Here is a 19,590-nt window from a genome sequence, read left to right as displayed (position 1 = left end):
GAGCCCGGGCGGGCCGACCCCGCACCCCCACACCAAGGAGAGACATGCCCACCCTCTGGATCGGCACCAGCTGGAAGATGACCAAGACTCTCGTCGAGGGCCGCGCCTGGGCGGAGGGGCTGCGCGACCATCTCGTCGCGGAGCACGGCGGCGCTGCGCCCTCGGGGGTGCAGCCCTTCGTGATCCCGTCGTTCACCGCGACCACCACGGTGGCGGGGATCCTGGGCGAGGACTCCCCTGTGCTGCTGGGCGTGCAGAACGCCCACTGGGAGGACGCCGGCGCGTGGACCGGGGAGGTCTCCGTCCCGCAGGCGAAGGACGCGGGCGCGCAGGTCGTCGAGATCGGCCACTCGGAACGCCGCGAGCACTTCGGCGAGACGGTGGAGACCACGCGCCTCAAGGTCGCCGCGGCGCTGCGCCACGGCCTCACCCCGCTGCTGTGCATCGGGGAGAGCGCCGAGGTCAAGGACGCCGGCGGCTCCAGCGCGTTCATCCTCGAGCAGGCGGCAGGGGCCCTCGAGGGCCTCTCGCCGCAGGAGCTCTCCCGCGTGGTGATCGCCTACGAGCCGATCTGGGCGATCGGCGAGAAGGGCAGGCCCGCCACGGTGGAGGAGCTCATCGAGCCCTTCGCGGCTCTCGGCGCGGAGTACTCCGGCCGGGTGGCGGGGCTGCTGTACGGCGGCTCGGTGAACCTCGACAACGCCGCCGCCCTGCTCGGGATCGAGCACGTCACCGGGCTGTTCGTGGGCCGCACCGCCTGGCGGCTGGAGGGCTACCTCGAGTTGCTCCGGATCGCGCAGGCGCACGCCACGGCCTGAGCACGCGGACGACGCGGCCTGGGCCGGCAGGCGCGCGGGTCGCCGGTGGTGCTTCCCGCCCGTCGGCCGCGCCACTGCCTGCGGGGAGCGCGCGGATGTGCTGTGGTGGGGGCATGAAGACCAGCACTGTCCTCACCGACGTCGACCGCCGTCATCTGCGCCGTTGCGTGGATCTCGCCGCCGAGGCGGTCGAGGCGGGCGATGAGCCCTTCGGCTCGGTGCTCGTGGACGCACACGGCGCTGAGCGCTTCGCCGACCGCAACCGGGTGAAGGACGGCGACAACACGCGCCATCCCGAGTTCGAGATCGCGCGCTGGGCCGCCGCCCACCTCACGCCGGAGGAGCGAGCCGCCGCGACCGTGTACACCTCGGGCGAGCACTGCCCGATGTGCGCCGCCGCGCATGCCTGGGTGGGGCTGGGCCGGATCGTCTACGCCTCCAGCACCGTCCAGCTGGGGACCTGGCACGCTGACCTGGGCCTCGCCCCCGGGCCGGTCGCACCGCTGCCGATCCCGCAGGTCGCGCCGGGGGTGGAGGTGGCCGGGCCGGACCCGGACCTCGCGCGCGAGATCCGGGCCCTGCACGTGCGCGCCGCCCAGCGCTGAGCCTGCTGCTCCGACCCGCTCAGGGCACCTCGGGCGTTGACGCGACGCCGGGCGGCGAGCACCACACGGGACCCGCCGTCCTCAGCGCTCCTGCGCGGCCATCCACTCCCACAGGTGCACGCCCTGCTCCTGCGGGTCGTTGCGCGCCACGTAGATCCACGACCAGTGGCCCGGGAACTCGTACCCGTCCCATTCGACGGTCGGGTACAGGCTGAGGATCGACCCGTCGATCAGCTCGTGGAACCGCACGGTGTGCTGCTGCGCATCGATCGTGGTGTCGTTCGCGGCGGCGACCAGCCAGGTGGGCGTCGAGGCGAGCGAGCTCAGCGTCTCGTCGCTGAGGTGGAACGTGCCGCCGGGGCCGCTGACGGCGCCACAGATCGGGACCTGCGAGGTGAACTGCTCCGGCTGCTCGGCCACCATCTTCAACGTCATGTACCCGCCGTTCGAGCAGCCGGTGACATGGATGCGATCGGGGTCGATCCGCTCCCGTGCGACCACCTCGTCGATGACGGCCTGGATCTGTGGCGCGAAGCCGTCCCCGTCCTGCATCCAGGCCGAGGTGGACTGCGGTGCGAGCACGTAGGCGCCGCCGAAGATCTCCTGCGCCTCCGCGGTCGCGAAGCCGAGGGCCCCGCGGTTGGCCCGCAGCGTGGTCTCGTTGTCGTAATAGTCGTTCCCGCCGGTGAGCAGGCCTCCTTCGCCACCTCCGTGCAGCCACACGACCAGCGCCTTGTCGCGTCCCGTGCCGCGTCGCGCCGAGGGGCTGAACAGGCGGTACTTCAGCCCGTCCTCGACCTGGTGGTACGAGAAGGCGTCCACCTCGGGGGAGACGAGATCACCCTGCGTGAAGGTCTCGAACTCGACCGCCGCACCGTTGCCGCGATGGCTGAGGGGCTGGAGCTGGGTAAGGGTGTACTCGAGGTCCAACTGCACGTTGCGCCCGGAGGTGTACAGCAGCGTGCCGCCGCCGGCGACGCCCTCGCCGTGCTCGAGCTCGAGCACCGCGTCGGAGCCCGACCAGTGCACGCCGGTGACGACGCGATCCTGCTCGTAGGCGAGACCGCCGTCCAGGGGGCTGGTGGCGCGGACGTGCACCGCGAAGGTGCCGGCGGTGAGGGACTCCGGCGCCACGGAGGCCAGCGCGCTGCTGCGCACGGTGAGGGAGACGACCTGCTCGCCGCCGTCGAGCACCTCGGCGTCGAGGTCGAAGCGGGCCTGGCGGCGCCCGCTCCTGTCGGCGGGGGCGGCGTGGGCGGCGGCGGGCAGGAGCGCGGTGGCGCCGAGGGCGGCACCGACCGCTCCCGAGGTGAGGAGGGAACGGCGAGGCAGGGTGGTGCGCATGAGAACTCCTTCGTTCACTGGCATTCGGGGCCGACGCTTCGTGGACTGCACGTCGGTGAGCGCAGATTAGGGAGGGTTCACTATTCCCGTCAAGGGTCCTCTGGAACGTTGCAGAGTGGGCTCGCGTCGCCTATGGGCCCGCCCCCGCACCCTCTCCTGCACGCCTCCGCGCGCCCACCTCGGGGGCTATCCCCCAGCCGCCGCGCAGAGGGGAGCGATAGCCTGGACGTCCCCGTCCAGCGAGAGGTGCACGGTCCCATGAATGCGCAGAACGGCCCGTCGGGGCAGCAGCCGCTCCGCCGCGGCGCCGCGTCGATGCGTCACGGCGCGACCTCCCCCCGCACCGCACAGGAGCCCTGGTCACGGCTGCCTCCGCCGTCTCCGCCGCCCCGCAGCCCGCTGGAGGGCACGATCCACGCCCCGCGCTCGAAGGCCCTGCGGGTGCCGCGGCGGCGGGGCCGCTGGCTCACCGTGGGGGTCCCCGTGGTGCTCGCCGGGATGCTGGGGATCAGCAGCTTCCTGGTGCTGGGCGTGAGCAGTCTGGTGGGCGGGGCGGGACTGCTCACCCCGTTCCTGGCGGGGCTGGGCGTCGCCGCGGTGACCGGCGGCGGCTCCGCGTTCCTGCTGCGCAATCGTCGGCCCTCGCCGGTGGCGCCGCCCCGGGGCGCCCCGGCGGAGATGCCCGCCGGCACCCGGGTGCTGGTGGAGAAGGTGGTGAAGGATTCCCGGCGGCAGCAGCGACGCGTCCAGCACCTGGAGCGGCGCGCCCGTGGCGGCGCGGTGACGCCGATCCTCCGCCGCGCGGAGACGCTGCTGCTGCGGGTGGAGGCGCTGATGGGCTCGGCGGCGCTGCAGTCCCGCCGCGCCTCGGACGCCGACGTGATGATGCTCGAGGGGATGGCGGAGCGCTATCTCCCCGAGCTGGTGGACGCCCTGGAGGACACCGCCGGCTTCCTCACCCCCACCACCACCGAGTCCGCGCGGGAGCAGGCGCTGGCGAACCTGCACAGCATCGACCAGCAGCTGGCGGTGCTGGGCGGTCGCCTCGACCGGCTCGAGGACGACGTGGTCTCCGGGGTCACCCGCTCTCTGGACGTGCACTCTGAGTTCCTGCGGGCCCGCTTCTCCGAGGACTCCGCGGATCCGCTGCTGGAGAGCTGATCAGACGCCGGTCGCCTCCGCGCCCCTCGCCGCCTCCTCGGCCGCGACGGCGTGGGAGCGCTCCAGCACGGCGCTGAGATGCTCCTCAAGGGCCTGCAGCGCCCCGTCGTGGTGGTGGCGGCGCACCTTCTCGAGGATCTTCCCGTGCTCGGCATAGGCCTCGTCCACGTCGAGAGCCGGCGGCCCGCCCACCCAGGTCTGACGCATGCGGTGGGTGTGGGCGCGCACGGTCTCCACCATCGTGGAGAGGTACCGGTTGCCGGCGTGGTCGAAGAGGGTCTGGTGGAAGGACCAGTCGGCGTGGAAGTGCTCCTGGATCAGCTCGTAAGTGACCTCGCCGGCCGCGGTGATCCGGTCGATCACGTCGCCGTGCGCGGCGTGCGCGCGCTCGAGGTCCACCAGCAGCGCGTCGACGTCCTCGAAGGCACGGCCCAGCGCCGCGGCCTCCACCACCCGACGGGCGTCCAGCAGCTCGGTCATCTGCGCGGGGTCGAGCATCGGGGCGACCACGTAGCCGCGCAGGGCCACGTACTCCACCAGCCCGGAGCGCTCCAGGGAGACCATCGCCTCGCGCACCGGGGTGGGAGAGACCTCGAGGTCACGGGCCATGCCGTCGATGCTGAGGCGGGCTCCGGGGGGCCAGCGGGCCTCGAGCAGTCGCTGGAGGATCAGCTCCTCCACCTCGGCGCGCAGCACCTGACGTCGCACGGCCATGACGGCCCTCCCCTCCGCGTCGCGGCCGGGGCGGCTGCGCGCCCCTCTCCGCACTTCGACGATGACCGCCTCACCCTATAGGAAGTTGCCGCTCCCCCGTCGGTGAATCCGCAGGCGGCATGCCGGATCCGCCCGACGGGCCCGCCCCCTCACCGGGTCAGCGCGTCCGGGAAGCCGAGGTGCTTGGCGATGATCGCCAGCTGCACCTCGGTGGAGCCCTCCCCCACCTCCAGCACGCGGGAGTCGCGGTAGTGGCGCGCCACGACGTTCTCGTTGAGGAAGCCGTTGCCGCCCCAGATCTGGCAGGCGTCGCGGGCGTTGGCGCTCGCGGCCTCGCTGCACACCAGCTTCGCCAGCGAGGCCTCCTTGCTGAAGTCCATGCCGGCGTCGAGGCGTCGGGCGGCCTCGTGCATGAGGGCGCGGGCGGCGGCGACGCGGGCCTCCATGCGGGCGATGGTGAAGGCGATGTGCTGGTTCTCCCCGAGCGGCCGGCCGAACACGACGCGGGTCCTGGCGTACTCGACGGCCTGTTCGAGGCAGCCCTGGGCGGCGCCGACTCCGAGCGCCGCGAAGGCCACCCGGCCCTGGTCGAGGATGGTGAGGAAGTTGGAGAAGCCCGTGCCCCGCTCCCCCAGCAGGTTCTCCTCGGGCACGCGCACGTCCTCGAGCAGCAGCGGGTGGGTGTCCGAGGTGTGCCAGCCCACCTTGTCGTAGCCGGGCAGGGCGGTGAAGCCGGGGGTGTCGGTGGGGACGATGATGCTGGTGAGCTCCGGGGTGGTACTGCCGTCGCGGCGCTGCTTCTGCCCGGTCACGGCGGTGACGGTGACCAGGGAGGTGATGGGGGTGCCGGAGTTGGTGATGAACTGCTTGGTCCCGTCGATCACCCACTGCCCGTCCTCGAGGCGGGCGGTGGTGCGGGTGCCGCCGGCGTCGGAGCCGGCGTCGGCCTCGGTGAGTCCGAACCCGGCGAGCTCCTCGCCGCGGGCCAGGGCCGGCAGGTGGCGGCGCTTCTGCTCCTCGGTGCCGAAGGTGAGGATCGGCATCGCGCCCAGGCCCAGGCCGGCCTCGAGGGTGACGGCGATGGACTGGTCCACGCGGGCCAGCTGCTCCACCGCCACGCAGAGGGAGAGGTAGTCGCGACCCTGGCCGTCGTACTCGCGCGGGATCGGCAGGCCGAACAGGCCCATCTCCCCCATCTGCGCGATGATCTCCATCGGCAGGCGCCGCTCGGTGTCGTAGGTGTAGCTGGCGGGGGCCACGACCTCGTCGGCGAAGTCGCGCACCTGTGCGGCCAGGCGCTGGTGCTCCTCGCGGAGCAGCTCGGTGCCGGGCGGCGGTGTGCGGGTGGCGGTGCTGGTCATGGTGGGCTCCTTCGGGGCGGTGCGCCCGGGGTGCAGGGGGGACGGGTGGTGGGTGACGAGGGGCGGGGGCGCGAAGGGGAGGCCGACGGGGCCGGCCGACGGGCCGGGCGAGGCCCTAGACGGGGGACGCCGCGAGGGCCTCGGCACGGCCGACGAGCACGCGGGCGTGCCGCAGGATCGGGCCGTCGACCATCCGGCCGCGGTGGGTGAACACCCCGTCGCCGTGCGCCTCCGCGGCGGCGAGCACGTCCCGCGCCCAGGAGAGGTCCTCGGCGGCGGGGGCGTAGGCGGCGCGGATCACCGGCACCTGGCCGGGGTGGATGCAGGCGGTGGCGGTGAAGCCGCTGGCGGCGGCGTCCTCCGCCTCGGCGCGCTGGCCGTCCTCGTCGGCGATCTCGGTGTGGATCGCGTCGATGGCGCTGCGTCCGTGGGCGCGGGCCGCCAGCAGCACGGTCGAGCGGGCGTGGCGCACCACGTCGCGGTAGCCGCCGTCGGCCCCGCGGGAGGAGGTGCCGCCGAGCGAGGCGACGAGGTCCTCCCCGCCCCACATCAGCGCGTCCACGTCCGGATGGGCGGCGAGCGCGGGCGCGGCGAGCACGCCGGGCGCCGTCTCGCACAGCACCACCACCCGCACCCCGGGCAGCGCCGCGACCAGCCGGTCCACATCGGCGGTGCAGCCCGCCTTGGGCAGCATCACCCGGCGCGGGCGGCGCGGGGCGAGGGCGGCGACGTCGGCGAGGAAGTCGGCGGTGCCCGGCGGGTTCACGCGCACCACGGTGCGGGCGGGGTCGAGCTCGTGCACGGCGACGGCGGTGCGGGCGGCGGCCTTGTGCTCCGGGGCGACGGCGTCCTCCAGGTCGAGGATCACCGCGTCGGCGCGCTCGGCCGCCTTCGCGAAGCGATCGGGCCGGTCACCGGGGCAGAACAGCAGCGCCGGTCCCAGCGGCAGCGGCTCGCGGTCGGTCGGGACGCGATGCGGGGTCATGACTCCTCCTGACGGGGCGTCTGCGGGGTGCAGTGCATCAACGTGGTGCGCTCGGCGCGCACCACCACGTCGCCGTGCTGGTTGCGGCCGGTGTGGACGAGGGAGACCACGGCCTGGCCGGGCCGCGAGCGCGAAGGGCGCACGCCCGTGATCTCGGTCTGCGAGCAGAGGGTGTCGCCGAGGTGCACGGGGTGGGGGAAGGTGATCTCCCCGAAGCCGAGGTTCGCCACCAGCGTGCCCTGGGTGAGCTGGGCGACGGAGGCGCCCACCACGGTGGCGAGGGTGAGCATCGAGTTGACCAAGCGCTGGCCGAACTCGGTGCCCTCGGCCCAGGCGGCGTCCAGGTGCAGGGCCTGCGGGTTCATGGTCATCGTGGTGAACAGGACGTTGTCCGCCTCAGTGAGGGTGCGGCCGGGGCGGTGCTCGTAGATCGCGCCGATCTCGAGCTCGTCCGCGTACAGGCCGCGCTGGACGATCCGGCGCGGACCGGCAGCGTCCGGCTCCTCGCCGCGGGGCGGCTGCGGGGTGGTCATGGGCGGGCCTCCTCAGGGGCGGGTCCGGTGTCGGTGGGAGCCGGGCCGACGGGGTCCGCGGCATCCGGGCCGACGGGCTCCGCGGCATCGGCACCGACGGAGTCGGAGGGGCCGTCGGCGGGCTCGGCGGGCTCCACCCAGGCGAGCTCCTCCCCGCGGGCGACGCGCTGACCGGCGGCGACGTCCAGACGCACGGTGCCGGGCTCGGGGGCGAGCAGGGTGTGCTCCATCTTCATCGCCTCCACCACCAGCACCGCCTGCCCGGCCGTGACCGGGTCGCCGTCCGCGACCAGCACGGCCGTGACCGTGCCGGGCATGGGGGCGTCGAGGGTGGGGGCCGCGGCGCCGCCGCCGGCCTCCCAGCGGGGACGGTGGCGTCGCAGCTCCCGGTCCTCGCCGGGCAGGCCCACCCAGAGCGTGTGCTCGCTGAGGTGGTGCCGCAGCGGCAGGCGCACCCCGTCGATCGTCACCGCACCCTCGTGCAGGCAGAGGGTGAACTCCTCGGCGGGCGCCGCCTCCCCCGCCCCGGCCGGCCCGCTCTCGACCCGCGCCCGCGCTGCAGCGTCCGCGACAGCGCCGTCGGCGCCGTCAGCGGCGGCGGTGTCGACCAGGGCGATGGTGTGCACGGTCCCGTCGGCCTCCTCGAACCGCACCCGGTAGGGCGCCGGCGCCCCGAGGCGCCAGCCGGAGGTCGCGTGCCAGAGCCCGGCGGGGCGCGAACGGGTCACCGCCTCGCGCTCCAGCAGCGCGCCGACGGCGAGGACGTGCGCGGGCAGCGGCGGCCGGGCCAGCTCCGCGAGGCGGCGCTCGATGAGCCCGGTGTCCAGCCTCCCCTCGCGCACCTCGGGCAGAGCGAGCAGCGCTCGGAGGAAGGCGGTGTTGGTGACCACGCCCAGCAGGTGCGTCTGCGCCAGCGCCCGGTCCAGCCGGCCCAGCGCCTGCGCCCGGGTGGGGGCGTGGGTGATCACCTTGGCGAGCATCGGGTCGTAGCGGGAGGAGACCGCGAGCCCCTCGGCGAGCGCGTGGTCCACCCGGGCCGCGTCGGGCAGGGCGAGGGCGTGGAGCGTGCCGCCGGTGGGCAGGAAGCCGGCGTCCGGATCCTCGGCGTAGATCCGGGCCTCGATCGCGTGGCCGCGCAGCTGCACCTCCTCCTGGGTGAGGGACAGCGACACCCCGGCGGCGATCGCGAGCTGCGCGGCGACCAGGTCGATGCCGGTGACGGCCTCGGTGACGGCGTGCTCCACCTGCAGCCGGGTGTTCATCTCCAGGAAGAACGGCGCCTCGGGGGCGTCGCCGGCGACGATGAACTCCACGGTGCCGGCGCCCACGTAGTCCACCGCCCGCGCGGCCTCCACCGCGGCCTGCCCGAAGCGTTCGCGCTGCGCGGGGGTGAGGGAGGGGCTGGGCGCCTCCTCGATCACCTTCTGGTGGCGGCGCTGCAGGGAGCACTCCCTCTCCCCCAGGTGGATCACGTGGCCGTGGGCGTCGGCGAGGATCTGCACCTCGATGTGCCGCGGCGCGGTGATCAGGCGTTCCAGGAACAGGGTGTCGTCGCCGAAGGCGCCGGCGGCCTCGCGGCGCGCGGCGGCGAGCGCGGCGGGCAGCGCGGCGGCGTCGGCCACCGCGTGCATGCCCTTGCCGCCGCCGCCGGCGGCGGGCTTGACCAGCAGCGGGAAGCCGATCTCCGCGGCCGCGGCGCACAGCGCGGCATCGTCCAGGCCGGGCTCGGCGAGGCCGGGCACCACGGGCACGTCCCGGGCGGTGACGGCGGCGCGGGCGGCGATCTTGTCGCCCATGGTCTCGATCGCGGCGGCGGGCGGGCCCACGAACACGATCCCGGCCGCGGCGCAGGCGCGGGCGAAGGCGGCGTTCTCGGCGAGGAACCCGTAGCCGGGGTGGATCGCGCCGGCGCCGGTGGTGCGGGCGGCGGCGAGGATCTGGTCGCCGTCCAGGTAGGAGTCCACGCGCACGGCGCGATCGGCGGCGCGCACGTGCGGGGAGGCGGCGTCCTCGTCGGTGTGCACGGCGATCGCGGCGAGGCCGGCGGCGTGCACGGAGCGGAGGATCCGCAGGGCGATCTCGCCGCGGTTGGCGATGAGCACGGCGTCGAAGGCGCCGGCGGGCAGGGTGGAAGGGCTGGTCATCGGGGCCTCACATCCGGAACACGCCGTGGGAGGGCGCGGCGAGCGGGGTGCGGGTGACGACGTCGAGCGCCAGGCCCAGCACGGTGCGGGTCCGGGAGGGCTCGATGATGCCGTCGTCCCAGAGCCGGGCGGTGGAGTAGTAGGGGCTGCCCTGCGCCTCGTACTCCTCCTCGATGGGGCGCCGGAACGCGGCCTCCTCCTCGGCGCTCCAGGTGCCGCCGCCGGCCTCGATCCGGTCCCGCTTGACGGTGGCGAGCACGGCCGCGGCCTGCTGCCCGCCCATCACGGACACGCGCGCGGTGGGCCACAGCCACAGGAAGTGCGGCGAGTAGGCCCGCCCGCACATCGAGTAGGTGCCGGCGCCGAAGGAGCCGCCGATCACCACGGTGAGCTTCGGGACGCGGGCGCAGGCCACGGCGGTGACCATCTTCGCCCCGTCCTTGGCGATGCCGCCGCGCTCGTACTCGGCGCCCACCATGAACCCGGAGATGTTCTGCAGGAACACCAGCGGGATGCCGCGCTGGTCGCACAGCTGCACGAAGTGGGCGCCCTTGAGCGCGGACTCGCTGAACAGCACCCCGTTGTTCGCCACGATCCCCACCCGGTGGCCGTGCAGGCGGGCGAAGCCGGTGACCAGCGTGGTGCCGTACCCGGGCTTGAACTCGGAGAACTCGCCGGCGTCGACGATCCGGGCGATGACCTCGTGCACGTCGTAGGGGGTGGAGAGGTCCGACGGGACGGCGGCGCCCATGCTCGCGGGGTCCACGGCGGGCTCGCGCGGCGCGGTCCGCCCCGGCGCGGGATCCGTCGGCCCGGACCCGGCCGGCCCGGCGGCCCGCGACCCGGAGCCCCCGGGACCCGCGCCCTCCTGCGGGGCCGCCGGTGCGGGCAGGGTGGAGACGATGTCGCGGAGCATCTCCAGGGCGTGCTCGTCGTCCTCGGCGAGGTGATCGGCCACGCCGGAGACCTCGGTGTGCATCAGGGCGCCGCCCAGCTCCTCGGCGCTGACCTCCTCCCCGGTCGCGGCCTTCACCAGCGGCGGCCCGCCCAGGAAGATCGTGCCCTGGTCCCGCACGATCACCGTCTGGTCGCTCATCGCGGGCACGTAGGCGCCGCCGGCCGTGGAGGAGCCCATCACGGCGGAGAGCTGCGCGATGCCGTCCGCGCTCATCCGCGCCTGGTGGTAGAAGATCCGGCCGAAGTGGTCGCGGTCGGGGAACACCTCGTCCTGCATCGGCAGGTAGGCCCCGCCGGAGTCGACCAGGTACACGCACGGCAGCCGGTTCTGGGCGGCGATCTCCTGGGCGCGCAGGTGCTTCTTCACCGTCATCGGGAAGTAGGTGCCGCCCTTGACGGTGGCGTCGTTGGCGAGCACCAGGCAGTGCCGGCCGTGGATCATCCCGATCCCGGCCACCACCCCGGCGCTCGGTGCGGCGCCCTCGTACATCCCCTCCGCGGCCAGCGGCGCGATCTCGAGGAAGGGGCTGCCGGGGTCGAGCAGGCGGTCGATCCGCTCCCGGGCGAGCAGCTTGCCGCGCTGGCGGTGCATGGCCCGGGCCGTCTCGGAGCCGCCCTCCACCGCGGCGGCGAGTCGGCGGCGCAGCTCGGCGACCAGGGCGTCCATCGCCGCGGCGCGGTCTGCGGCGTCGGCGTCGTGGGCGGCGGCGGTGCGGAGGATGTCCATGCTCACCTCGTCAGCAGGGTGGCGGGGTCGGCGAGCACGTCCGCGATGTCCATGAGGAAGCGGGAAGCCTCGGCACCGTCGAGCACCCGGTGGTCGAAGGAGAGGGTGAGGGTCACGACAGTGCGCAGCGCGATGCCGCCGCGATGCTCCCAGGGCCGGCTGCGCAGCGCGCCGAGGGCGAGGATCGTGCTCTGGCCGGGGTTGAGGATCGGCACCCCGCCCTCCACCCCGAACACGCCCACGTTGGTGACGGTGAGGGTGGAGCCGGTGAGCTCCGCCGGGGTGAGGGCGCCCTCGCGGGCCCGGGCGGCCTGTGCGGCGATGGCCTCGGTGAGCGCGGCGCCGCCGAGGGTGGAGGCGCCGGGGACGGTGGCGACCACCAGGCCGCGCTCGGTGGCGACGGCGATCCCGAGGTCCACCTCGTCGAACAGCTCGATCTCCCCGGCCTCCTCGTCGAAGCGGGCGTTGGCCTCGGGCGTGCGGGCCGCGGCCGGCACGAGCGCTCGGCACACGGCGCCCAGGAACGACGTGCGGCCCGCGTCCCGGCCCGGGGTGCGCAGGCGCTCGAGGGTGTCGGTGACGTCCACGGTGGTGTGCACGGAGGCGTGCGGGGCGGTGGACGCGGAGGTCGCCATCGCCCGCGCCGTCTCCCGCCGCAGCCCGGTGACGGGGGTGCGGGTGGAGGTGCGGCGGCCGGTGCCGCTGGCGGCCACCGCGGTGGTGCCCGCTGCGCCGCCCGTCTCGCCTGCCGCGCCGGTGCCGCCGCAGGAGCAGCTGCCGCCGCGGGCATCGTCCGCGCAGGCCTCCACGTCGGTGCGCAGGATCCGCCCGCCCGGGCCGGTGCCGTGCACCGCGGCGAGGTCCACGCCCAGGTCGCGGGCGCGGCGCCGCACCGGCGGCATCGCCCGCGGGCGCTCGTGCGCGGCCTCCTCGGCGGTGCGTCCCCGGTAGGGCTCGGTGGCGAAGGCGCGGGGCCGACGGCGGGGCCGTCCGGTGCCGGGCAGCACCGGTCCGTACCCCACCAGCACCTGCTGGCGCTGCGGCCGTGCGGGGGTCTCCTCCGCGGCCGACGGGGCCGGCTCCGGGGAGGGCTGCGTCGCGCCGGACGCCGCCACCTCCTCGAACCCGATCAGCGGGGTGCCGACGGCGAGGGTCTCCCCCTCCGCGGCGTGCAGCGCCGCGACGCGCCCCGCGCGGGGGCTGGGCAGCTCCACGAGGGCCTTGGCGGTCTCCACCTCGGCCAGGGGCTGGTTGCGGGTCACCTCGTCGCCCACGGCGACGTGCCAGGCCACGATGGTGGCCTCGGTGAGGCCCTCGCCCAGGTCGGGAAGTCGGAAGTCGCTCATCAGGCAGCCTCCCTCGAGCTGCGCCGGCCCAGGGTGCGATCCACCGCATCCAGGATCCGGTCGATGCCGGGCAGGTGGTGCTCCTCGAGCGCCGCCGGCGGATAGGGGACGTCGTAGCCGGTGACCCGCTCGGGCGCGGCCTCGAGATGCGCGAAGCAGTCCTCGACGGCGGCGGTGATCACCTCGGAGGCCAGCGATACGCTGCCGGGCGCCTCATGGGTGACCACCAGCCGGCCGGTGCGGCGCACGCTCGCCGCCACCGTGTCCCGATCCAACGGGGACAGCGAGCGCAGGTCGATCACCTCGAGGTCGATGCCGTCGTCCTCGGCGGCGACGGCGGCCTCGAGCGCGGTCACCACCAGCGGGCCGTAGGCGACCAGGGTGGCGTCACGGCCCTCGCGCAGCACCCGGGCGGAGTCGAGATCGGCGGTGAGGGAGGTGTCCATCTCGCCCGTGCCCCAGTAGCGGCGCTTGGGCTCGAGCAGGATCACCGGGTCGTCGCAGGCGATCGCGGCGCGCATCGTGGAGTAGGCGTCCTGCGGGTCCGCGACGGTGACCACGCGCAGCCCGGGGGTGTGGGCGAAGTACGCCTCCGGGGACTCGGAGTGGTGCTCCACCGCGCCGATCCCCCCGCCCACGGGGATGCGGAGCGTGAGCGGCATCCGCACCCGGCCGCCGGTGCGGTAGTGCAGGCGGGAGACCTGCGTGACGATCTGGTCCACGGCGGGGAACACGAAGCCGTCGAACTGGATCTCCGCCACCGGGCGCAGGCCGTGGTACGCCATGCCCACGCAGGTGCCGAGGATCCCGGACTCCGCCAGCGGGGAGTCGATCACGCGCTCGGCGCCGAAGCGGTCCTTGAGCCCGTCGGTGATGCGGAAGACCCCGCCCAGGGTGCCGATGTCCTCGCCGATGAGCAGCACGTCTCCGTCCTCGGCGAGCGCGTCGCCGAGCGCGGCGTTCAGCGCCGCGGCCATGGTCATCGTGGTCATGACGCGGCCCCCTCGGGAGCGAGCGACGCGGTGAAGGCGCGGAACTGCTCGCGCTGGCGCCGCAGGTGCGCGGGCTCGGTGGTGAGCACGTTGTCGAACAGGCTCTCCGGGGCCGGTGCGGCCAGGGCGGTCACCGCCTCCTGCAGCCCGGTGCGGGCCTCGTCGCCGCGGCGCTGCGCCTCTGCGCGCAGCTGCTCGACGTCGGCGCCCAGGTGTTCCAGGTGCCGCTCCACCCGGGCCAGCGGGCAGCGCCGCCGCCAGCGCTCCAGCTCCGCCTCGTCGCGGTAGCGGGTGGGATCGTCGCTGGTGGTGTGCGGGCCCATCCGGTAGGTGACGGCCTCGAGGAACATCGGGCCCTCGCCAGCGCGGATCCGACGGGCCGCCAGCAGGCTCGCCGCCCGCACGGCGAGCACGTCGTTGCCGTCCACCCGCAGGGCGGGGATGCCGAATCCGGCGGGGCGCTGCGCGATCGGCACCGCGGCCTGCACGGTCACCGGCTCGGAGATCGCGTACTGGTTGTTCTGGCAGAAGAACAGCACCGGGGCGTGGAAGGAGGCCGCGAAGGCCATCGCCTCGTTGACGTCCCCCTGGCTCACGGCGCCGTCGCCGAAGCAGGCCACCGCCAGGGCGTCCTCGCGCTTGGCGCGGGCGGCCATCGCCCAGCCCACGGCGTGGAGGGTCTGCGCACCGATGATCACCTGCGGGGTGGCCATGTGGTGGGCGAAGGGGTCCCAGCCGGACAGCGCGGTGCCGCGCCACACGGCCAGCATCTCCTCCGGGCCCACGCCGCGGCACCAGGCCAGGCCGTTCTCCCGGTAGGAGGTGAACAGGAAGTCGGTCTCCGGCAGGGCGCGGCCCAGGCCGATCTGCGCCGCCTCCTGGCCGCGCAGCGGGGGCCACAGCCCCAGCTCGCCCTGGCGCTGCAGGGCCACGGCCTCGTCGTCCAGCGCGCGGATCACCGCCATGTCGAGGTGGAGGCTGCGCAGCAGCTCCTCGTCCACGTCGTCGAGCAGGGGGTCGAGGGTGGGGTCGGGGTGCCGGGTGCCGTCCTCGGCGAGGACGCGCAGGGGCTGGGCGAGTCCAGCGACCAGGTCGCGTTCGGGAGCTGACGGGGTCGTCAACATACGGGCCTCCAGTATCCGCCGCGCCGGGTGGGCGCATGGGACGTCGGCGCCTTGTGGGCGCCCGTGACGTCGTCGTCGTGACGCACGTTACGCCCGGAGTGCAGGGCGTACAACGGAAACGGAGGATCGGGAGCAGAATGCTCAACTTCTCCGGCTACGGCCGCGTAGAGTTGCGCAGTATGCGCACCGTTGATGACACCGACCGCCGGCTGCTGCTGGCGATGACGGAGAATCCCCGCTCCACGATCGTCTCCCTCGCCGAGCGCCTGGGCCTCTCGCGCAACACCGTGCAGTCACGCCTGGCGGCGCTCGAGGCGGGACCCGCCCTGCAGGGCTACGACCGGCGCCTGCACGCCGCCTCGCTCGGCTACCCGCTCACCGCCTTCATGGAGACGCAGGTGGATCAGCCGCGGCTGGAGCACGTGATCGCGCAGCTGCGCGAGATCCCGGAGGTGGTGCAGGTGCACGGGCTCAGCGGCCTGCACGACATCCTGGTGCGCTGCGTGTGCCGCGACACCGACGACCTCTACCGGGTCAACAAGCTGGTGCTGGGCTGCGAGGGCGTGATCCGCACGGACACCTCGCTGGCGATGGGCGAGCTGATCCCCTTCCGGCTGGCGCCCGTGCTGGAGCGGGACCTGGGGGGCTGACGGCGGCGGCGCCGCTCCTCTCAGACGTCCGCGAGCGCGACCGGCTGCCCGGTGCGCACCGACTCCTTCGCCGCGGCGACCACGCGCACGGTGCGCAGGCCCACCTCGCCCGAGGGCTCCACGGCCTCGCCCGCACGCACCGCGCCGAGGAAGGCCTCCAGCAGGAGGGCGTCCAGATCGGCGCCGTAGGGCAGCCACTGGCCGGGGCCACCCACATGCTGGGCGAAGGCGTCGATCTGCAGCTGCCCGCCGGTGCCCACGGCCTGGAGGGTGAGCCCGCCCCAGGTGGGGGCGCTATCCGGCTGCGACCAGGAGCAGTCAATCGTGGCGACGATGCCGGTGTCATAGGTGAGGGTGACCAGACCGCCGGTCTCGGCGCCCTCCCCGGCGCGGTCCGCGTGCAGGATCCGGTTGGTGACGGCGCGGACGGTCGCCGGCTGCCCAAACATCGACTCCAGGATCTCGGCGAGGTGCACGGTGTGGTCCACCATCGCGCCGCCGCCGGCCAGATCCACGTCGGTGAACCAGTCCCGGCCCTCGGGCAGCTTGCCGTTGTTGGTGCCGGTCAGGCCGATCACCTCGCCGAGGGTGCCGTCGGCGACCGCGGCGCGCAGCGCCTCGACCGCGGGCGAGAAGTGCACGGGGAACGCGGTCATCAGCACCACGCCCGCCTCGCGGCAGGCGGCGACCATCGCCTCCGCGTCGGGGACGGTGGTGGCCAGGGGCTTCTCGCACAGCACGTGCACGCCGCGGCGCGCGGCCTCGAGCACGAGATCCCGGTGATGGGCGTTCGCGCTGGTCACGACGATCGCGTCGGGACCGTCGGACCAGGCCTCCCAGGCCTCCTCATAGGAGGCGACCACCCGCGCGGCCGGCACGTCGCCGAAGCCGTCGGGGTCGGCGACGACGAGGTCGACGTCGGCCCGGGCCTCGAGGAGGCCTGCGTAGGAGGCGGCATGGGTGTGGGCGCAGCTCATCAGCGCGAGGCGCAGCGGGGCGGGGGTCGACCCGCCGGCGACCGACGGGGCGGGAGCGCCGGTGGGACCGGCCTCGGGGGCGGGGGTGGTCAGCATGCGATGCTCCGTCCGGTGCGCAGGGACTCGAGGGCGGCGGCGGCGACCTCCACGGCGCGCACGCCGTCGGCCGCGTCCACCCGGGCGGCGGGGCCGCCGCCGATCTCGGTCATGAACTCGGCGATCTCCGCCGCGTAGGGGTCCGGCATCCCGGAGACGTCCGGCAGGAAGCCGTCCGCGCCGGCCTGACGGGCGGCGGCCACCTCGTCGAAGATGACCCCCGGATCCCCGGCGCTGTCGTAGCGGAGGCGGCCGGCGTCCCCGGCGAGGTCCAGGGTGTAGCGGAAGCCGGTGCCGGGCGGGCCCCAGAAGCCGCGGCAGTGGCTGAGCGCCCCGGAGCGATGGGTGAGCATCACGTGGCCGGTGCGGATCGTGGCGTCGGAGCCGGCGCGCGCCTGCTGCGCATGGACGGTGCGAACAGGGCCGGCGAGCCACAGCGCCTGGTCGATGTCGTGGATCATCTGGTCCATCACGATGCCGCCGGAGAGGGAGTCGTCCGCGTACCAGTCACGGTCCGGCAGGGAGCCGGTGCGCTCGAAGCGCAGCACGGCGAGGCTGCCGATCGTGCCGGCCTCGACCGCGCGCTTCGCCGCCGCGTACTGGGGGAAGAACCGCACCACGTGCGCGGGCAGGAGCCGGCGGCCCTCCCGCGCGGCGAGGTCGGCGAGCTCCCGGGCCTCGGCGGGGTCCAGCGCGAGCGGCTTCTCGCAGATCACGTCCTTCCCGGCGGCGAGCGCGGCGCGGACGATCGCGGGATGCTCCGGGGTGGGGGTGCACACGTCCACGACGTCCACCGCGGCCAGGAGCTCCTCGAGGGTGCTGTGCACCCGCGCGCCGGACTCGGCCGCGAACGCCTCGGCGCCCTCGTGGCTGGTGCAGTGCAGCTCCGCGTCGAGCGCGAGCCATCCGGGCAGGTGGGCGCGGGAGATCCCGCCGGTGCCGACGATGCCGACGCGCAGCGGGGGTGGGGGCGAGGAGGGGTGGGACATCGTCGACCTTTCGCGAGCGGTGGAGGGTGCGGCCCGCCACCGCGGGCCGGTTCGGCGGTCCGCCGGAGGGCGACGGGCCGCACCACCGCATTGTGCAAGCTGGTTTCATAAGTCTCCCGGCACGGCCACCGGGTGTCAAGGCTTCCCGGGCCGGCGCCCGCCGCGCCCCTCACAGCAGGGCGCGCACGCGCTCCACGATCGCGGCGGTGCTGACGCCGTACCTGTCGGCGAGGGTGGGCAGGGCGCCCGCCTCGAGGAACCCGTCCGGCAGGCCGATGGGGGTGATCCGCTCCCCCAGCCCGCGGGAGGCGACGACGCGCGCGACGGTGTCGAACAGCCCGCCCACCACGGAGTGGTTCTCGGCGGTGAGCACCAGACGCCCCGTCCCCAGCTGCGCCACCAGCGCCTCCTCGTCGAAGGGCTTGATCGTGGGGGCGTGCAGCACGGCCACGCCGATGCCGTCGCGCTCGAGGGCCGTGGCGGCCTGGAGCACCCGCTCCGTCATCAGCCCGCTGGAGACCACCAGCACGTCCGCGCCGTCGCGCAGCAGGGCCGCCTTCCCGAGCTCGAAGGTGTAGTCGTACTCGTCCAGCACCGCGGGCACCCGGCCGCGCAGCAGGCGCAGGTAGGTGGGGCCCTCGGCGGCGGCGAGCTGCGGGACCGCCTGCTGGATGTCGATCGCGTCGCAGGGGTCCACGATCGTGAGGCGCGGGGCGGCGCGCAGGATCGCGAGATCGTCGGTGGCGGCGTGGGAGGGGCCGTAGCCCGTGGTGAGGCCCGGGAGGGCGCACACCAGGTTGACGTTGAGGTTCGCCTCGCAGATGTCCAGCAGCAGGAAGTCGTAGGCGCGCCGGGTGGCGAACACGGAGTAGGTGGAGGCGAAGGGGATGAAGCCCTCCATCGCGAGACCCGTGGCGGCGCCCAGCAGGGCCTGCTCGGCCATGCCGATCTGGTGGAAGCGCTCCGGCATCGCGTCGCGGAAGATGTGCAGGTCGGTGTACTTGGCGAGGTCAGCGGAGAGGCCCACGATCCGCTCGTCGCGCTGCGCGGCGGCGACCAGGGCATGGCCCAGCGGCGCGGAGATCGCGCGCTGGCCGTCCGCGGCGAGATCCGCGCTCATGGCGCCGGAGCGGAGCGCGGCGGGGGTCGAGGTGGGCGTCGGGCTCGGGGTCGAGGTGGGGGTGGTCATCGCGCCTGGTCCTCCGTGAGTGCTCGGTGGCTCTGGGCCAGCTTCTCGTGGGCGAGCGCCCATTCCTGCGGCTCGACCTTCATGAAGTGCAGCTTCTCCCGTGCCTCGAGGAAGTCCACGCCCTTGCCGAGCGTGGTGTCCACGATCAGCACCCGCGGGCGGGGCTGCGTGCTCTCGCGCAGCGCGGTGAGGTTCTGCACCAGCGCCGGGACGTCGTGCCCGTCGCAGCGGCGGGCCTCCCAGCCGAAGGCCTCGAACTTCTCGGTGACCGGCTCCATCGAGAGCATGTGGGTGGATTTCCCGTCGGCCTGCTGGTCGTTGAAGTCCACGATCGCGATCAGGTTGTCGAGCCGGTGGTGGGCGGCGACGGCCGCGGCCTCCCAGGTGGAGCCCTCGCCGAGCTCGCCGTCGGAGAGGAGGTTGTAGACGAACCTCTCCGAGCCCTTGCGCTTCAGCCCCATAGCCACGCCGTTCGCGATCCCGAGGCCGTGGCCGAGGGAGCCGCCGGAGATCTCGACCCCCGGGGTGTAGGTGCGCATGGAGGACATCGGCAGGCGGGAGTCGTCCCCCGCGTAGGTCTGCAGCTCCTCGGCCGGCAGCACCTTCGCCTCCACCAGCGCCGCGTAGAGGGCGAGGGCGTAATGGCCGATGGAGAGCTGGAAGCGGTCGCGCTCCGCGCTCTCCGGGTCCAGCGGGTCCAGGTGCAGCTGATCGGCGAACAGCACGGCGAGCACGTCGGCGATGTCGAGGGCCTGGCCGATGTAGCCCTGGCCCTGCACCTCCGCCTGGATCAGCGCGTACTGGCGGATGCGGTGGGCGGCCTCGCGGAGCCGGAGGATCCGCTCCGGCGCGGGCGTCGCGGGGGAGGTCACGGTCAC

Annotated in this window: 18 protein-coding genes; 4 read left to right on the top strand and 14 right to left on the bottom strand. The window is 74.5% G+C overall.

Translation table 11 applies throughout. The features are described 5' to 3' along the window. Window positions 1–44: 44 nt before the first annotated feature. Together DWV08_RS14405 and DWV08_RS14400 are read left to right on the top strand one after the other, a co-directional pair. Window positions 45–818 (top strand): triose-phosphate isomerase, encoded by a 774-nt coding sequence (locus DWV08_RS14405; RefSeq protein WP_115414428.1) that lies wholly within the window; start codon window positions 45–47, stop codon window positions 816–818. A 113-nt stretch (window positions 819–931) separates the two neighbouring features. Beyond that, window positions 932–1,423: a nucleoside deaminase gene (locus DWV08_RS14400; RefSeq protein ID WP_115414427.1), complete on the top strand. Its 492-nt coding sequence runs from the start codon at window positions 932–934 to the stop codon at window positions 1,421–1,423. A gap of 81 nt (window positions 1,424–1,504) precedes the next feature. Here the strand turns inward: DWV08_RS14400 and DWV08_RS14395 are convergent, their stop codons facing one another. Continuing rightward, window positions 1,505–2,767, bottom strand: a complete 1,263-nt coding sequence (locus DWV08_RS14395) for a prolyl oligopeptidase family serine peptidase (RefSeq protein ID WP_115414426.1) — start codon at window positions 2,765–2,767, stop codon at window positions 1,505–1,507. A gap of 258 nt (window positions 2,768–3,025) precedes the next feature. Here DWV08_RS14395 and DWV08_RS14390 point away from each other — a divergent pair, with 258 nt between their 5' ends. Then, window positions 3,026–3,928 (top strand): hypothetical protein, encoded by a 903-nt coding sequence (locus tag DWV08_RS14390; protein WP_241237325.1) that lies wholly within the window; start codon window positions 3,026–3,028, stop codon window positions 3,926–3,928. On the opposite strand, the gene DWV08_RS14385 is transcribed toward DWV08_RS14390, so the two are convergent. From DWV08_RS14385 to DWV08_RS14345, 9 genes are all read right to left on the bottom strand, one after another. Further along, window positions 3,929–4,642, bottom strand: a complete 714-nt coding sequence (locus tag DWV08_RS14385) for a GntR family transcriptional regulator (protein WP_115414425.1) — start codon at window positions 4,640–4,642, stop codon at window positions 3,929–3,931. A 149-nt stretch (window positions 4,643–4,791) separates the two neighbouring features. Then, window positions 4,792–6,003, bottom strand: coding sequence for an acyl-CoA dehydrogenase family protein (locus DWV08_RS14380; protein WP_115414424.1), 1,212 nt, complete (start codon window positions 6,001–6,003; stop codon window positions 4,792–4,794). A gap of 115 nt (window positions 6,004–6,118) precedes the next feature. Beyond that, window positions 6,119–6,988, bottom strand: coding sequence for an HpcH/HpaI aldolase/citrate lyase family protein (locus DWV08_RS14375; protein ID WP_115414423.1), 870 nt, complete (start codon window positions 6,986–6,988; stop codon window positions 6,119–6,121). After that, a complete protein-coding gene (locus DWV08_RS14370) occupies window positions 6,985–7,521 on the bottom strand; it encodes a MaoC family dehydratase (protein WP_115414422.1) in 537 nt (178 codons plus the stop codon). The genes DWV08_RS14375 and DWV08_RS14370 overlap by 4 nt, the downstream gene beginning before the upstream one ends. Then, complete coding sequence (locus DWV08_RS14365) at window positions 7,518–9,665, bottom strand: acetyl/propionyl/methylcrotonyl-CoA carboxylase subunit alpha (RefSeq protein WP_115414421.1); 2,148 nt, start codon at window positions 9,663–9,665, stop codon at window positions 7,518–7,520. The genes DWV08_RS14370 and DWV08_RS14365 overlap by 4 nt, the downstream gene beginning before the upstream one ends. Before the next feature lie 7 nt (window positions 9,666–9,672). Further along, on the bottom strand, window positions 9,673–11,289 hold the full coding sequence (locus DWV08_RS14360) for a carboxyl transferase domain-containing protein (protein ID WP_241237352.1): 1,617 nt from the start codon (window positions 11,287–11,289) through the stop codon (window positions 9,673–9,675). A gap of 62 nt (window positions 11,290–11,351) precedes the next feature. After that, window positions 11,352–12,695 carry a dihydrolipoamide acetyltransferase family protein gene (locus DWV08_RS14355; RefSeq protein ID WP_115414419.1) on the bottom strand — a complete coding sequence of 448 codons (1,344 nt, stop codon included), beginning with the start codon at window positions 12,693–12,695 and terminating at the stop codon, window positions 11,352–11,354. Beyond that, window positions 12,695–13,687 carry an alpha-ketoacid dehydrogenase subunit beta gene (locus DWV08_RS14350; protein ID WP_115414418.1) on the bottom strand — a complete coding sequence of 331 codons (993 nt, stop codon included), beginning with the start codon at window positions 13,685–13,687 and terminating at the stop codon, window positions 12,695–12,697. Before DWV08_RS14350 ends, DWV08_RS14355 begins: the two co-directional genes overlap by 1 nt. Next, the gene (locus DWV08_RS14345) at window positions 13,684–14,811 is read right to left on the bottom strand and encodes a thiamine pyrophosphate-dependent enzyme (RefSeq protein WP_115414417.1); all 1,128 of its coding nucleotides are present in this window, start codon (window positions 14,809–14,811) and stop codon (window positions 13,684–13,686) included. The genes DWV08_RS14350 and DWV08_RS14345 overlap by 4 nt, the downstream gene beginning before the upstream one ends. A gap of 179 nt (window positions 14,812–14,990) precedes the next feature. On the opposite strand from DWV08_RS14345, the gene DWV08_RS14340 reads away from it, so the two are divergent. Continuing rightward, the gene (locus DWV08_RS14340; RefSeq protein ID WP_115415048.1) at window positions 14,991–15,461 is read left to right on the top strand and encodes an Lrp/AsnC family transcriptional regulator; all 471 of its coding nucleotides are present in this window, start codon (window positions 14,991–14,993) and stop codon (window positions 15,459–15,461) included. Window positions 15,462–15,481: 20 nt separating this feature from the next. Here DWV08_RS14340 and DWV08_RS14335 read toward each other — a convergent pair whose 3' ends face one another. The 4 genes from DWV08_RS14335 to DWV08_RS14320 form a co-directional block, all read right to left on the bottom strand. Continuing rightward, a complete protein-coding gene (locus DWV08_RS14335; RefSeq protein ID WP_115414416.1) occupies window positions 15,482–16,534 on the bottom strand; it encodes a Gfo/Idh/MocA family protein in 1,053 nt (350 codons plus the stop codon). After that, a complete protein-coding gene (locus DWV08_RS14330; RefSeq protein WP_115414415.1) occupies window positions 16,528–17,523 on the bottom strand; it encodes a Gfo/Idh/MocA family protein in 996 nt (331 codons plus the stop codon). Before DWV08_RS14330 ends, DWV08_RS14335 begins: the two co-directional genes overlap by 7 nt. A 169-nt stretch (window positions 17,524–17,692) precedes the next feature. Then, complete coding sequence (locus tag DWV08_RS14325) at window positions 17,693–18,712, bottom strand: transketolase family protein (protein WP_115414414.1); 1,020 nt, start codon at window positions 18,710–18,712, stop codon at window positions 17,693–17,695. Beyond that, window positions 18,709–19,584, bottom strand: coding sequence for a transketolase (locus tag DWV08_RS14320; protein ID WP_164740392.1), 876 nt, complete (start codon window positions 19,582–19,584; stop codon window positions 18,709–18,711). Before DWV08_RS14320 ends, DWV08_RS14325 begins: the two co-directional genes overlap by 4 nt. Window positions 19,585–19,590: the final 6 nt, after the last annotated feature.

The sequence above is a fragment of the Brachybacterium saurashtrense genome (genome assembly GCF_003355475.1).
GTDB classification, from domain to species: Bacteria; Actinomycetota; Actinomycetes; order Actinomycetales; family Dermabacteraceae; genus Brachybacterium; species Brachybacterium saurashtrense.
This window is presented reverse-complemented; position numbering and strand designations above follow the sequence as displayed.

What these genes read in the sequence shown, in the direction of transcription:
- DWV08_RS14405 (WP_115414428.1), top strand. Translation starts at nt 45, where the DNA reads ATGCCCACCCTCTGGATCGGCACCAGCTGGAAGATGACCAAGACTCTC.
- DWV08_RS14400 (WP_115414427.1), top strand. Translation starts at nt 932, where the DNA reads ATGAAGACCAGCACTGTCCTCACCGACGTCGACCGCCGTCATCTGCGC.
- DWV08_RS14395 (WP_115414426.1), bottom strand. Translation starts at nt 2,767, where the DNA reads ATGCGCACCACCCTGCCTCGCCGTTCCCTCCTCACCTCGGGAGCGGTC.
- DWV08_RS14390 (WP_241237325.1), top strand. Translation starts at nt 3,026, where the DNA reads ATGAATGCGCAGAACGGCCCGTCGGGGCAGCAGCCGCTCCGCCGCGGC.
- DWV08_RS14385 (WP_115414425.1), bottom strand. Translation starts at nt 4,642, where the DNA reads ATGGCCGTGCGACGTCAGGTGCTGCGCGCCGAGGTGGAGGAGCTGATC.
- DWV08_RS14380 (WP_115414424.1), bottom strand. Translation starts at nt 6,003, where the DNA reads ATGACCAGCACCGCCACCCGCACACCGCCGCCCGGCACCGAGCTGCTC.
- DWV08_RS14375 (WP_115414423.1), bottom strand. Translation starts at nt 6,988, where the DNA reads ATGACCCCGCATCGCGTCCCGACCGACCGCGAGCCGCTGCCGCTGGGA.
- DWV08_RS14370 (WP_115414422.1), bottom strand. Translation starts at nt 7,521, where the DNA reads ATGACCACCCCGCAGCCGCCCCGCGGCGAGGAGCCGGACGCTGCCGGT.
- DWV08_RS14365 (WP_115414421.1), bottom strand. Translation starts at nt 9,665, where the DNA reads ATGACCAGCCCTTCCACCCTGCCCGCCGGCGCCTTCGACGCCGTGCTC.
- DWV08_RS14360 (WP_241237352.1), bottom strand. Translation starts at nt 11,289, where the DNA reads ATGGACGCCCTGGTCGCCGAGCTGCGCCGCCGACTCGCCGCCGCGGTG.
- DWV08_RS14355 (WP_115414419.1), bottom strand. Translation starts at nt 12,695, where the DNA reads ATGAGCGACTTCCGACTTCCCGACCTGGGCGAGGGCCTCACCGAGGCC.
- DWV08_RS14350 (WP_115414418.1), bottom strand. Translation starts at nt 13,687, where the DNA reads ATGACCACGATGACCATGGCCGCGGCGCTGAACGCCGCGCTCGGCGAC.
- DWV08_RS14345 (WP_115414417.1), bottom strand. Translation starts at nt 14,811, where the DNA reads ATGTTGACGACCCCGTCAGCTCCCGAACGCGACCTGGTCGCTGGACTC.
- DWV08_RS14340 (WP_115415048.1), top strand. Translation starts at nt 14,991, where the DNA reads ATGCGCACCGTTGATGACACCGACCGCCGGCTGCTGCTGGCGATGACG.
- DWV08_RS14335 (WP_115414416.1), bottom strand. Translation starts at nt 16,534, where the DNA reads ATGCTGACCACCCCCGCCCCCGAGGCCGGTCCCACCGGCGCTCCCGCC.
- DWV08_RS14330 (WP_115414415.1), bottom strand. Translation starts at nt 17,523, where the DNA reads ATGTCCCACCCCTCCTCGCCCCCACCCCCGCTGCGCGTCGGCATCGTC.
- DWV08_RS14325 (WP_115414414.1), bottom strand. Translation starts at nt 18,712, where the DNA reads ATGACCACCCCCACCTCGACCCCGAGCCCGACGCCCACCTCGACCCCC.